10 protein-coding genes are annotated in these 14108 nt (G+C 36.4%); 4 read left to right on the forward strand and 6 right to left on the reverse strand.

The annotated features are described in order from the left end of the window. Positions 1 to 71 precede the first annotated feature (71 nt). On the forward strand, positions 72 to 923 hold the full coding sequence (locus R1T43_RS12880; protein WP_317349473.1) for a glycosyltransferase family 2 protein: 852 nt from the start codon (positions 72 to 74) through the stop codon (positions 921 to 923). Between the two features lie 62 nt (positions 924 to 985). Here the strand turns inward: R1T43_RS12880 and R1T43_RS12885 are convergent, their stop codons facing one another. Further along, positions 986 to 2083, reverse strand: coding sequence for a glycosyltransferase (locus tag R1T43_RS12885; RefSeq protein WP_317349476.1), 1098 nt, complete (start codon positions 2081 to 2083; stop codon positions 986 to 988). Between the two features lie 293 nt (positions 2084 to 2376). Between R1T43_RS12885 and R1T43_RS12890 the strand changes: the two genes are divergently transcribed. Continuing rightward, entirely contained in the window at positions 2377 to 4944 is a 2568-nt protein-coding gene (locus tag R1T43_RS12890) for a right-handed parallel beta-helix repeat-containing protein (protein WP_317349478.1), read from the forward strand. Between the two features lie 182 nt (positions 4945 to 5126). Here the strand turns inward: R1T43_RS12890 and R1T43_RS12895 are convergent, their stop codons facing one another. Together R1T43_RS12895 and R1T43_RS12900 are read right to left on the reverse strand one after the other, a co-directional pair. Continuing rightward, positions 5127 to 5867, reverse strand: a complete 741-nt coding sequence (locus R1T43_RS12895) for a sulfotransferase family 2 domain-containing protein (RefSeq protein ID WP_317349481.1) — start codon at positions 5865 to 5867, stop codon at positions 5127 to 5129. A gap of 314 nt (positions 5868 to 6181) precedes the next feature. Next, the gene (locus R1T43_RS12900; RefSeq protein WP_062086634.1) at positions 6182 to 6889 is read right to left on the reverse strand and encodes a hypothetical protein; all 708 of its coding nucleotides are present in this window, start codon (positions 6887 to 6889) and stop codon (positions 6182 to 6184) included. 948 nt (positions 6890 to 7837) lie between these two features. Here R1T43_RS12900 and R1T43_RS12905 point away from each other — a divergent pair. Together R1T43_RS12905 and R1T43_RS12910 are read left to right on the forward strand one after the other, a co-directional pair. Then, positions 7838 to 8821 (forward strand): acyltransferase, encoded by a 984-nt coding sequence (locus R1T43_RS12905; RefSeq protein WP_317349488.1) that lies wholly within the window; start codon positions 7838 to 7840, stop codon positions 8819 to 8821. 364 nt (positions 8822 to 9185) lie between these two features. Further along, the gene (locus tag R1T43_RS12910) at positions 9186 to 10406 is read left to right on the forward strand and encodes a glycosyltransferase (protein ID WP_317349490.1); all 1221 of its coding nucleotides are present in this window, start codon (positions 9186 to 9188) and stop codon (positions 10404 to 10406) included. 99 nt (positions 10407 to 10505) lie between these two features. Here the strand turns inward: R1T43_RS12910 and R1T43_RS12915 are convergent, their stop codons facing one another. The 3 genes from R1T43_RS12915 to R1T43_RS12925 all read right to left on the reverse strand — a co-directional run bounded on the left by R1T43_RS12915 (position 10506) and on the right by R1T43_RS12925 (position 14105). Beyond that, a complete protein-coding gene (locus R1T43_RS12915; protein WP_317349493.1) occupies positions 10506 to 11960 on the reverse strand; it encodes an oligosaccharide flippase family protein in 1455 nt (484 codons plus the stop codon). A gap of 58 nt (positions 11961 to 12018) precedes the next feature. Then, positions 12019 to 12918: a glycosyltransferase family A protein gene (locus R1T43_RS12920; protein ID WP_317349496.1), complete on the reverse strand. Its 900-nt coding sequence runs from the start codon at positions 12916 to 12918 to the stop codon at positions 12019 to 12021. Between the two features lie 86 nt (positions 12919 to 13004). After that, the gene (locus tag R1T43_RS12925) at positions 13005 to 14105 is read right to left on the reverse strand and encodes a glycosyltransferase family 4 protein (protein ID WP_317349498.1); all 1101 of its coding nucleotides are present in this window, start codon (positions 14103 to 14105) and stop codon (positions 13005 to 13007) included. Positions 14106 to 14108: the final 3 nt, after the last annotated feature.

Here is a 14108-nt window from a genome sequence, read left to right on the forward strand (position 1 = left end):
GGTATACTAAATATGCCACTATAAATACAATGAATGGAACCCCCTTAGTACTGAATTAAACGGACCAATAAATGCAAAAAACAGTTTCTGTTATTATTACCACACACAATAGGCCAGACTATTTGAAGGAGTCATTAGCCGCCGTATTAAAACAAACTGTTTTACCCAATGAAGTTTTCGTTATCGACGATGGATCGTCGGTTAGTTATGAAGAGGTCATTAACCTTTTCCCACGAGACAAGTTTGAATATATAAAAGTGCCAGTTGCATCAGGTGCAAATGCCGCTAGAAATTTAGGTATATCTAAATCTCAGTCAGATATTATTGCCTTCTTAGATGACGACGATATATGGGATAAAGACTATCTTGAACAGCATATAAATGCTCACGACAATGCTGATGCAGTAACATGTGGGTATCGCTTTCTAGAAACACCAGAAAAAATTCATATCAATACCACCGAAGTTATTACTACTGATGTTATAAAAAAAGGTAACAAGTTTTGTGGCATGAGTGGCGTTACATGCAAAACGAGCTTAGCTAAGAAGCTGATGTTCGATGAAGAACTAAAAAACAGCCAGGATTGGGACTTTTTTGTTCGTATTACACTGGAAAATGCGAAATTTCATAACATTGCAAAAGATATTTATTTTTATCGTAGAGGGCACAATAGTATTTCTACCGAAGTTGCCAATATGCCGCTTGAAAAGGTTTTTCCGCGATTAAAAGCGTTTAAAAAGCATAAAGAGTTACTTGGAAAACAAGCTTATAACGACCGAGTAGCTAACCAGATACTCAGTCAAATCGGAAAGAAGAAAAGTAAGTTACGCTGGATAGCCCTTTCCGTTAAAGAAGCGGGACTGAAAGCCACTACTAAAGTTATTTTAGGTAAAGACAGAATACGGAAGAAATTAGGCAAGTAATTGAATTTTTTTTGGGGGGGGAATCCCCCCCCCAAAAAAAAAATATTAAAGCATACGATTCGCTACAAGCTATTTATTACTTGCGCATACTGCTCAGCAACACTTTGCCAACTATAGTCAGCAGCTTGAGTTGTAGGTTTATCTTCCCAGTCAGTCGACAATGTTGCCGCTAACGCTGCAGCGTATTCATCAATATTGGTTACGTCGCATACGTTGCCTGCATTACCAACTAAAGTTCTTCTCATTGCGTCATCGGTTGCAATTACAGGCAACCCACTGGCCATTGCTTCTAAATATACTCGTCCAAAAGGTTCGTCTTCGGAGGGTAAAGTAAACGCATCTACAGACCTATATACGTTTGGAATATCTGCAAAGTCTACTTTTACTATCTTGTATCTATCGGAACCCAGTTTGTCTTCACACAAGTCAGTAAAGTAAGCCACATCTGGCCCGTCTCCACAGATAAGTAATGACACATCATTTAGTTTACTTACGGCCTCTATCGCTAACTGTATACGTTTATGATTTTGACGATTCAATGCGCCTACTGTTAGAACCACTTTCCCACCAAGGCCGTGCTCATAACGTTCCCCTTGTGGGCTAAATAACGATAGGTTAACCCCATTAGGAATAATTTCGACCCGTTGGGTTGGCGCAATTTCTTTTACGTAATCTTTAGTCTCTTGATTAAAAACTACTAAACAGTCAGGTTTAAACTTTAAGTTTCTGCGTAATACCTTACCGTTTGAAACCATGCCAGCCCGCTCGGTATACAATATAGGTGTTTTAAACAGCTTTCGAATAACAGCCGCAACTGCTAAGCCGCCATAGTCATTATTTGGATAAACAACATCAGCGCGTTTACATATTAGGTACGGTGTATAGGTTAAAAAGCTAGTTATCGACTCTATTAGCAATGATGGATTAGATACAAAGCGAGTTAATAACCAGTCCATTGTTTTATTACGCTGAAGCTTCTTAACTTTTCCTCGCGGAATGCAAGGGATAACAACGCTGTGCTCGCTGCACTTAGAAGAACTGATTAAACGAACATCAAAAAATGCAGCAAGATGTTCAGCCATCTCATAAGCACTAAGTTGAGAACCGCCGCTAGAAGAGAAACCTGCTTCTGGGTGAATTACTGCGATTTTTTTCTTCATATAACTTCCATTTAAACTTTATCACCCTACTCATTAATGCTCTGCCCCACCTAGAACAGAGGCAATAGGGATAGAATACACTACTACGCCATCGATTAAAGTGCACAGCTGCCTTTTACCAGTAAAAACCTCATTGACAACATAAGCTTAACAATAAAACTCAAGCATTTTCACATTAAAGAGTTTGTGTAAATAAAACCAAGCTAGCTTGCTGTGAGTATACAATACAACTACCCTTTTAATATGTTTCTACATTGCACATCGTCTTCTGCGCTTTATTTCAAGGTTTCACTATGAATTATTATTTCCAAACGCACATTAAGTCTCGATGTATATTCATCGCCTTCTTTACTATTTTTCTATTTTCATGCGCCAGCCACACTACTAAGAAAGCTACTTATAGTGAAGCTAGCCAGCCTGGTTCTGTTATTCAGCTTTATCTGTCAGACAACGACAATAACGGTATTCCCATACAAGAGTCGCTAAAGGCCTACAAAGGCTCATCTAACGTGAAGAAAAGAATAAAAGCTTACAATACTGAGATAGAAAGTTTGTATCTTTCGGGAGTGTTGCAACTAGGAATATCCAAACCTAACCAAGCGAATTATTCTGTCTTGGAAAATTTATCAGTTAATGAAGCAGCAGCACTTTTTTCTCTATTCCCCATTGATACTGCAAAGTGGATGAATTTGGTTTCAACACATTCAAATTTAGACAAAAACGAAACTTATGAAGCTGCAATTACAGCAGGGTTAGATCCGACAGTTGTTTTCGTTGCTGCTGCATCCGGCTTTGCTAATAGCGTTACTCCCCTAATAAACTCGATTGGTTTAGTGTTTTATGGTCAAGATGAATACAGCACCACACAAGTACAATTCAAACCAGAAAGCGAAACCGATTGGACGCAAGGCTTAGAACTTACATGGGAACCTATTTACGGTGCGTTTGCAGGTAGTATTGTATACCTTGAGCCAGATACTATATATGACATAGATGTGGCTATTACTGATTCTTCAGGTAATGTTGAAGAGTATTCATTTCAACAACAAACGCAACCAAACTCCCCACCAATCGACCCAAACAAGATTTATTACCTATCTGATATATATAGCGGCGGGCAATTAGATTTAGAAGCGCTTAATATTCAGGGTAGCAAAGATGGTTACGCAAAAATTATCGGTGATGGCCAAGTAATACAAGCTGATAGTGAAGTACTTTCTGCCGTAAATATTGGTTCGCAAGCATACGTAATGTTAGAAAACCTGACCATTCGAGGTGGGCAAAGGTACGGCATATTCGCTAAAAAAACACACCACATTTGGATAAAAGGCTGTGATATCGCTGAGTACGGTAGGGTAGCAAAAGATATGCGCAATAATATAGCGTATTCAAGTACAACTAATAATTCCCCAATTAATTACGATTCAGGCATATATTTAGAAAGAAGCGGAGTTGCCGTTGTAGAAGAATGCGAAGTACATAGCCCTAATTTAGGCGCTAATTCTTGGGTATATGGTCACCCTAAAGGCCCTAATGCTATGCAAGTTTGGGCATATCATCCTGAAGAGCAATACCGCGGACAAATGATTGTTCGTAATAATCGTTTTTATGGTACTCAAAAGCATAGGTTTAACGACGTAATTGAAGGTAGAAAAAACTTTGAGCGCACAGGTGGATTTGTGCGCGACTCGGCTATTTATGGAAATTACCTAGCTTACGCCAATGATGACTTGATTGAGATAGATGGCGGCCAGCAAAATGTACTTGTGTATGACAATGAGATGACTCAAGGTTATGCGGGAATTAGCATTGCCCCGAATATGTTGGGCCCAAGCTATATTTTTCACAATCATATTTATGATTTAGGTGACGAAACAGGAAAAGAATGGACTGCCATAAAAGCTGGAGGCTTAATAGCCAAACCAGCTGGTCGCACGTACATTTACGAAAACTTTATAGATGTTGAACGTAATGCAATTGCAGCTTCTGGAGTTAATGGTGATACAACATTCTGGGTAACCACTCAAAACAATGTATTTTTAACTCAAAAAACAGGTTATTCGGTCGGCTATTGTATTTTCGACAAAGAAAAATATATTGGTAGTTCTAGTACCAACGATATTTGTTACAACAAGAACACTGTTGATGCTAGATATGAGTTTAATTGGGACAATATTATTGAACACCCTTCTTCTGATGATTTTTCCTACATTGAAAGCCTAAAGTCTAACGGCGATATATTATTAAAGATAAACTCAAATTTTATAATTCCAAATATATCAAAATCGGCTGATGACGTTAATTTACTAACGCCCAATGCCCCTATATCAGATATTGAAGAATATTGGCATCTAGATGCATATCAATTCAATAACAGTGCATTTAGCGACCAACTTAAATATGGTGATACTACTATTGAGAATGAGAGCACTGTCGTGTTAACCGGTAACAATTGGACAAAATTTGAAGTAGATTTTGAAGTAAGTTCAGATACTGTATTAGAGTTAGAGTTACATGTTGAGGGTAGACCAGAAATTGTTGGGGTCGGATTTGAAACTGATAATAGTGTAAGTAGAGATCGCGTAGCAAGATTCTCCGGGAAACAAGATTGGGGCGTTAATGCGACAGAATATTATAATAAAGCAAATCCAACTATCTCATTTCCTATAGGAGAATATATTCAGGGTCAAATTAAGTACCTAGTATTAACGTTGGATAATGATGATATACGGAAATCTAAGAATAAAGATAAAGCTACTTTTAAAAATTTGATACTTCGCAAAGAGAATGACAATTCAACGACACTCTCGAGTGACTTTGCGAACGATGAAGTAGAGATTAGAATATATCAACAGAACTAGCTTTCTTCTAAACTTAGACAAAAAAGATAGTTAAGCCTGTATATAGATGACAGCCCATTTAGTAAATGGGCTGTCAACAGCGCTTAAAAAAATGCTATTAAGGTAGGAAATAGCTATAATACGCCCCAACCAAGCTTATAACCTACTTTTACAACAACATATTTTCATTTTTAATAGAGTACTCAGTTAGCTCGATTTTTCTGATTTCGCTTGTGTTGCCAGTAATAATCTTTTGAAAATTTGCGAAGTTCATAGTAAGCAAAATATAATTTGTCTATTAGTGAATTAGATATTTTTCTACTATTTTTCTCATTGTTATAACTAAATTCTATGAAATCTGCGGCGTAGTGTTCTTTTACCATCGCGATTGCACTATCTGTCCATTCTACTTCTTTTTTTGTACCTACTTTGTGTGAATCTATAGTTGCAGGTGCCGTAACCCCTATATTTTCACTTACACCATCTAATATTCTTTCAAAGCCGTCTTCAAACTTATAAATAGAGACATCTGACGAAGTGAAATAAGTTTGGGGCCTTATATGATTATCCAATACGTGTGGATTACGCTTTGCATTTTTTAAAACACTAACTACCCAACATGAAAATAATCTTTCAGGATACCGACCTAAATCCAAATGCTTTAACTTAATTCTGTAGAAGAACTCACTGACCAGACGTTCATATGGATCTCTCACAATAGCAAACTTAAATAGCTCAGATTCTTCAAAGTCACCTATTAGTTTAGATACGGTCTCATACCCAAAATGTTGAGGTGTTACTGTCGTATCTTCTAGCGGGCGGCCATAAAATAATTGAATTTTAAATTTTTTAGTGGAGCTTAACCAATTTTCAATAGTAGTCCCGCCAGTTTTAGGAATATGTAAAAATAAAACTGATTTCTCTTCGTTCAAAAATAGCGGCATACAAAAACTCTCATCAATTTTAATAATATAGGTTAAAGGCACTAAATAGTTAAATATTGCTTTTGTGAATAACGAACTTATTAGTATTAATCTCTATTTGTTTAACTAAGGACATGCATTGAAAAAGTATTGATGCCATTTTAATAGCTCAACTATAGATTTATCAATATCTTAACGGATAAGTTAAATAATACATCACATCGCAGTACAGTTACAAATCGGGGGAAATATTCGCAGAGTTTAAAAACAAATAAAAAATCCCCGCAAGCATAAGCTAAGCGAGGATTTTGAGGGTAATCTTTTTTCGAAAGAATTTAGTTTCTTCTAAATCTCATCAAAAAAGCTAACCCAGACATAAGAAGTAAAGCAGAAGTGCCTGGAGCTGAAACAGTTGTAGGCGCACCTGGCGAACTTACACTAGTACCGTTAAGAACTAGATTATCAAAGCCTGCATTGTTTCCGCCACCAACTCCTGAAGCAGTTATACGAAAAGTATAGTCTGAACCACCAATAAGAAGAATACTGCTTAGGTCAAACTCTACAGCTTCTGTAGGATTAAAACCAGAGTCGTTATTATCACCCACAAAAACATTGTCGCTGTCGCTAAACAATACAGAAGCCCCATCTAACAACTCAAGCGAAAACGTAAGATCACGTTGAATGCTTTGCAGATTTCCCGAATTATTAAAAATAGAAGCGTCAAATACAAAGCTTGAAAGCTGAATTCCGTCAATTAAAGAACTAACTGATAAAGCGATATCAGCATACCAACTACTTTCGTTATGGATGTTCTGATCTACTGCAAAAACATCATTTAAATCGAATAAACTAAGTAAATTCGCACTTGTATCGAACGGTGAAAGATCAGAAGTTACTGAAACATCGTTTTCAACCCATGACACATTCGAAACATCTCCATCGATTCCTGAAAAGTCAGAAGAGAGTATAACAGCAGCGTGTGAAGACAACGCAAATGTTGACATTGATAAAATGCACAACTTTTTAAACAAATTTTTCATCATGACTTACTCCTAAGTGACGAATTAAAGGATATTACTTTCTGACAATGAATAAGCAAATTTCACACCAACAAAAACAAAGACAACCAAATCAATGACTTAACTGAACTTGGGATTGCTAAAACTGCTATTATGTAAAAAAACACGACACTATTTAGTGCGTACATTATTTCGTGATTAAATTCTAAACCCTTAACATTTGCTCGATTTTATAACGTTTCAGATCTTTCAACGGTTATCACAATTGTTGTTTCAATATTAAGTGTTGATACTTTTAAACCTATTCCGTAGCACCTGTTATAGAAAGTCTTGCAACTTTCCCCTAACTCTATTAGCTACGACTACGAGTAATAGTGCAAGACTACACCTATCTAACGTACCACAAACAAAATTTATCGAAATTGTAGCACTAAAATCAATACATTAAACATTCACTCTACTAAAACCCAAAAGCAATCCGTAGACGTCAACATATATGATGACATCATTTAGGACAGAGTTGCATATAGGCTATACTGCACACTTTCTTGATTGTACCAGCGATTATTATTACATTCTTATTAATCAACAGCCGTCTGTATTGAAGAGTTATAAGAATTGCAATGTGTCAGGGTTTGTATACGGGTAGAAAATTTTTTCTATTCGAAACTTAATCTTTCATAAATTGTTGGCAGCAACCAAAAAATGAACGCTCTTTGTAAAAAATGTATGCCTTGAAAGGAATGTTTACGTGCAAATCCATCTAGTTTTCTTATATCTACGCTAAAAATTTCAGGTATAATCTTTAGGCTTCTATAATTCTGTGCTTATGTGGTATTTGGGCGCGGCGGGTGTTTTATTTCAATCAATGATTGCGAGTTTGATTGCGATGAAGAGGATGCGCTGTGCAATTTTTAAAAAAGAGTTGGTTGGATTGCTTGCTTTAATTAACCATTCGGAAGGTTTTATTCAATGACCCCTGCATCTAAAAGAGAGAATGGCCTCGACGTATTTCGTCTTCTTGCTGCCTTCGCTGTTATCACTGTACATGTAGGCTTCTTCGAAAGCTTCAATTCGGAGGAAGTATCTTCGATACTACGACTATCTGGTCGATGGGCAGTACCCTTCTTTTTTATACTAACTGGCTTTTTAATAAGTAGAAATAACTCATCCACAAGAGCACTTTCACCGTTAGTAAAAGCACTCACAATTTTCTCGATAGCCTTTCTATTGTTAATCCCATTATCTGTTGCCAATTACGGTTTTCATGAAACGCTAGTTCGAGTATTTTCAAGTGGAATTTTTCTTTCTGGCTCATATTTTCATTTGTGGTACCTATCGTCAGTAGTTGTAGGACTGCTAATTTTATTAGCCTTAGAAAAGCAAGAGTTAGGAAGATTAATACCTTACGTTGCTTGCATAAGTATTTTGATGTACCTCGTAATGGGCGCTTACAATCCCCTCACAGAATCCGGCATTAAAGTGGCGCGACATCTGTCGAGTGTAGGCTTTTTGTATATAGGTATTAAGTTAAAAGACATACCAGCGTCAGCCGCAAGAGGCTTAACTTTTGTGATAATTGGCTTTGTTATGCAAATTATTGAAGCTCAAACTTTAACTTACTTTCTTCCTGGTAAAAACATTTTAAAGTTTCAATTCTTAGTTGGAACTGTGTTTTTTGCTATTGGCGCATTTGATTTAGCAAGGTCATTAAATTCTAACTCATTCGATGTATTAGGTAAGCTAGGAGCAAGGCATTCATTATCGATTTATATTTTTCACCCATATTTCATTTTCGCTTTTAAATACCTCCCTATTTCTTCCTATTTATCAGATTTGTTAATTATACCTTCGGTTTTCCTATCCAGCTTATTACTTAGTATGCTTCTCGATACATACACACCAAGATTTTATAAAATTGTTAACGGTAACCTTTCGTTTTTGAAAAATAAATAACTAATATTTTTCAATATGAAAAGCGCTCTAAAATTGAAATGTACATTCTAACTCCTTTAAAGCTCAATAGTTTTCTTTTTATAATCTAATTGTAAAGTATGCTTCATACTTTATAAAGAGTAGACCTGCCCAAAACCAAGGCAGACCTAGTTGGGACTTTCTGCGTTAATAAATGGAGAAAGCATTTATTCATAATGCAACACCTCAAGAAGCCCCGTCGATTCAATCATAGAGAAAAAAACCTATTACAATTGAAATCTACACTTATGATTGTTTATTTACTGGTAAAACTGGACACTAATCGATAGAAATATATAGCAATTAGCGCTAACATCTAAGTAATAAAAATCAAGGGGAATTAAGTTTGAAAAAAGTTGTATTTTTCGTCAGGAAATTTCCAGTACTTTCACAAACTTTTGTTATTGATCAAATCAATGGTTTGATTGAACAAGGTGCTGATGTAGAAATAATTTCATTTTATAGGGAAAATCAGGAAGTTAAACTCGACTCCTTAGAAAAGTATAATTTACTTGATAGAACTAAGTTCATAGCGCCCCCCAACGCAATTAAGGTAAAAAAGCCCCTAAAACTTCTTTTTCTGTTTAAGTTTTTTATCACAGTGAAGGCTTCACAACCTTCAATGAGGCATGCATCCGATTTTGTGATGTATGCATTAAAGAAAAACAATATAAATTTAGCTTATGAAGTGGCAATTACATTAATGAATAATCGGGCTCTAAAAATAGAAGCTGATAGTATCATTGCACACTTTGGAAATAACGGCGTAGTGGCACAAAAGTTCATATCCGCAGGTATTCTAACTGGAAAACTTCACACTGTTTTTCATGGTTACGAAATTAGTGAGTATGAAAGTATTGCTTTTTGGAAGCAGGAATATGTCAAATTGTCTCAGGAAAGTACACTTCTGCCTATAAGTAATTTCTGGAAAAATAGGCTCGAAAGTTGGGGGGCAAAAGGCACCTCGATTTCTGTGCATAGAATGGGTGTTGACATAAATAAATTCGATTTTAAAGAGCGCCCTCTTTCCAAGCAAATTCAAATTGTGAGTGTAGCCCGCGCCACAGAAAAGAAAGGTTTAGAGTATGCTATAAAAGCAATGAGTTATTTAGACGATGCTTTTCATCTTTCCCTCATCGGGGGCGGTGCTTTAGAAGATAAACTGATCCAGATGAGTAAAGAATTAGGCGTATCTCACCGTATAACTTTTCATGGCCCAAAAACCCCACACTTTGTAAAAGAAACGCTAGATAATTCAGATATATTTTTATTACCTTCGGTAATCGATAGTATGGGTGACATGGAAGGTGTACCTGTTGCCCTTATGGAAGCAATGGCTTCAGGTTTGTTAGTTGTGAGTACTTTTCATAGTGGTATACCAGAGCTTATTGATGACGGTATAAACGGATTTTTAGTACCAGAAAAAGACCCTGAGAGTATTGCGAAAGCGATTACAAAGATAACAACATTGGAGTCACTCACTAACATTCGAACTGAGGCGAGGAAAAAAGTAGAAATGGAGTTCAACTCACTCACCCTTGCTAAAGAGTTATATAAGATAGTCTAACACGGGTACACTAATAGCTGAAAAGCCCTCTAACTGAGGGCTTTTCTTTACTTCATCTAAAAAACTTTAATGTTTATCTTCTATAATTTCATTAGTCATCTACTTTTTCTTTTTCAACAGCAGCGATTTAAGCTCGGCAACTTGTCTAGATGTTTGTTTGAGAAAGAGTATAAATGAAAAACTCACATAAAATACTGCACCTAAGCCCATTAAAATAACTAGATTTATTATGTCGTAGTTAATCTCGGCTGCAATGAAAGGTTTTACATACATCAACGCTAAAAACATTCCAATTGAGGATAATGCTGAAGGTGCTATCGACACGACTAAAGCTTTTGTATCTATAAAAATATGCTTTTTAACTATGGCTAGTCTTACTGGAGTCGCTAAAAAATTGCTAATGACGAGGCTAATAAGCATGAACGTTACACCAAACCATATTGTACATCCAGCGACAACTACGTTGCACACAATGTTAACCAAGACTAAGTTAAATGCATCTTTAGTTTTAGCTTTCGAAATTAGCAGGTTGGGTAGGAAGCTGGCTATTATTAGCGGGAAAATGCTAAAGGCAGATATCGTCATATAATTTGCACTGGCGCTAAACTTTTCACCAAAAGCTACAGTCACAAAAGGATCAGCTATTGCTGCAAGCCCCATAAATATTGGTGTCACGATTGTTGACGCCACGGTAACAAGTCTTATAAACAGCCCCCCTAAATCCGAACCCTCTTTCACACGTGAGAAACTGGGAACAATCATGGAGTTTATTGAACTCATTGTGACTTGATTTATTACTACCTCGCCTTTGTGTGCAGCTGCAAGAAGTGCGAAGCTTACAGGCCCTAATACAAACCCCGTAAATAGATTGCTGGCTTTTTTGTTTAAGAAGCGCAGTACTACCATCCAAAACAATGGTAAGCAAAAGGTGACTAATTCTTTAAAGTCATCCTTATCAAAATTAAAAGATGGTTTGAATTTCGATACATAAATTAGAAACAAGTATTGTATGGTTATATTGATTAGCTTGCCGAAAATTAGCGACCATATACCATAACCACTTTCTGCCATAAAAATAATTGAAATTGCGGATATAAGAGTGGCGCAGAATTTAGCCACTCCCATTTCTTTGTTTTTGAATTCCCTAAGCAACTTCCCTGTAACTACCACCTGTAAACTAGTTACTAGCGTTATTGGAGCTAAGCTAACGACTACTAACGCAGCTAATTCAGAATAACTGTAATACGCTATTGGAGCACCTATACCTACGATCCCTGCTGATGCTATTAAACCCATACCAAATACAAATGTCATCGTACTGGCAGCGTACCTATCTTCCCATTCTTTCCTTTGAACAAGATTTTGGTTAACACCAGCATTAACTAATGTATTCGCAAACTCTATGAATAGAAAACAAAAACCCGCTAGACCAAACTCTTCTAAAGTAAGAATTCTTGCTAAGTAAGCGTATACGAGAAAATCGACTACGTTTATCCCCGTCCGAGTTAGAGACATCCATAAACTGCCCGCGGTGGCTTTCTTTTTGATCGACATTTAACTTAGTAATCCATATGGTGACAGTCGCGCTTGAAAATTTTTTCAACCTTAAACTTTATTGTCTATTTGAGGCTTTACCTAATGAAAGCGCAATTAGTTCAAACATGCTTACTGCAAAAATTTTAAAAAGAAGAAGAACTATTGATAATTTCCTGAGCAATGAATAGTTAGTTTCAAGAACTATCTTTTTACTTCGCCCCAGAAATGTTTTTAGCAGAAGTACACAAAAATTTATTTTTTCCTTTAAACTAGCTTTACTTAAAGACGAATCCCAAGTCCCCCCTATGATGCGCTTTCTTTTCACAATTAGCTCTCGTACGTTTCTAGAGGGGTGCTTTACGAGTGCCTGGCTGTTATAAATAACTCGGCCCCCGTTTTGTACAACACGTGCACTCATTTCGATATCTCCGCCAGATTTTAAAGAGGCGTTGAAAGTTCCGCATTTATCAAAAAGCAGCTTTGAACAAAAAAAGTTAGCTGTTATACATTTTCCATTTTTTGCATTTTCTTCTTGCTTCATAGAAAAAGTATTTTCAAAGTCTAGGGCACTTTGTTCAGTTTTCTTTTCATTTTCACGATAAAACTCTACTTCTCCTGCGAGAATAGTGTTTTTGTCTAAATTCTTTAAGTTAGCTAAATTGGATTCAATCCATTCTTTCGAAACTAGGCAATCAGAGTCAGTAAATGCAAAAAAACTGCCGCGACTCAATGATATTCCATGATTTCTTGCTGCATATGAACCTGGGGTCATGCAACGTACTACTTTGACATTGTCATGTTTAAGCGGAAAAGCACTGGCTATTTCAAAAGTTCGATCAGTTGAACCATTATCAACAACTATAACTTCCAATACAAAATTAGATACCTTCTGCCCGCATATTGCTGCTATACATTCAGCGATTCTATTTTCGTCGTTATAAACAGGCACGATTACAGTTACAATGGGTTTATCCAAAAATTACCCCTTAACATTTAGGCTATAAGAGTTTTGATAAGAAACTAGGTTCACTTCACATTCTTAATAGTTAGATTTACTGTAATCTAATGTGTATCCAAGTCTTCGAATGCATCAAACGTTTCGCTTGCGATAATATCCCAATCAAATTTAGATAAAAATATGCCTTTATCTAGCTTTAAGTTAAGCGAGTCCAATCCATTTAACTTTTCACTCAATTGAGAAGTATTACCTACTTCGAAGTAGCTAACATCATGAGCTTGAATATCTTTGTTTGGCGCTATGTCACTTAATAGAACTGGGGTGCCTGCACTAATTGCTTCCAGCGCCACTATAGGCAATCCCTCGTGATATGAAGGGAGCACAAAAACTTTTGCATAACTAAATAAAGCATGCAATTCTTCCCCTTTACGTCTACCAGCAAAGATAATATTGTCAGATTTGTGCTTTAACAGATCGGAGGCATATTCATCGATGTGATCAGCATCACCAACAATTACCAATTTGTCGGTAGACTTAGAGTTTTTGTACGCTTCAATTAAATCGTGAAAACCTTTCTCCGGAACAAGTCGTCCAACGGTCAAAATATAATTTTGAGGTTTTATATCTAATTCTTGAGGCAAATGAGATGAAGAGACTTCTTCTAAAAATTTAGGCAGCATTCCATTAGGAACATAACGAACTTTTCTCGCATACTTGATATATCGGCTTCTCAAAAGCTCTGTTAGCGTTTTCCCCACTACTAGAGTGGCATTAGAGAAACGCACTCCCAAGTACTCTCCAAACTTCAGAACCTTTTTAGCAAATGGACTCCATTTTTGCCTATCATAATCAGCACCATGATGAGTAACCACGACTTTCATCCCTAATAATCTAGCTAACGGTGTAAACAAGGCGGGGCCAATAGCATGAAGATGAATAATATCTGGATGCACAAATATTCTAGCGTATAGTATGGCGAAAAAAGTATGCATAAATGTTTCTAAAAACTTATGTTTTAACGTCCACACACTTATTACATTTACACCTTCATAAGTATATTTCTTCTGCTTCACATAAGGGGAACGTGCGATTACAGTAATCGATGCACCGTTTTTTACCATGCGTGGATACAATTGTTGGCAATGTGACTCTATCCCTCCCATCACCTCCGGAATACCTCTAAGTCCTATTGCGCATATTTTCATATA

The sequence above is a fragment of the Alteromonas sp. CI.11.F.A3 genome, from assembly GCF_032925565.1.
Taxonomy (GTDB): domain Bacteria; phylum Pseudomonadota; class Gammaproteobacteria; order Enterobacterales; family Alteromonadaceae; genus Alteromonas.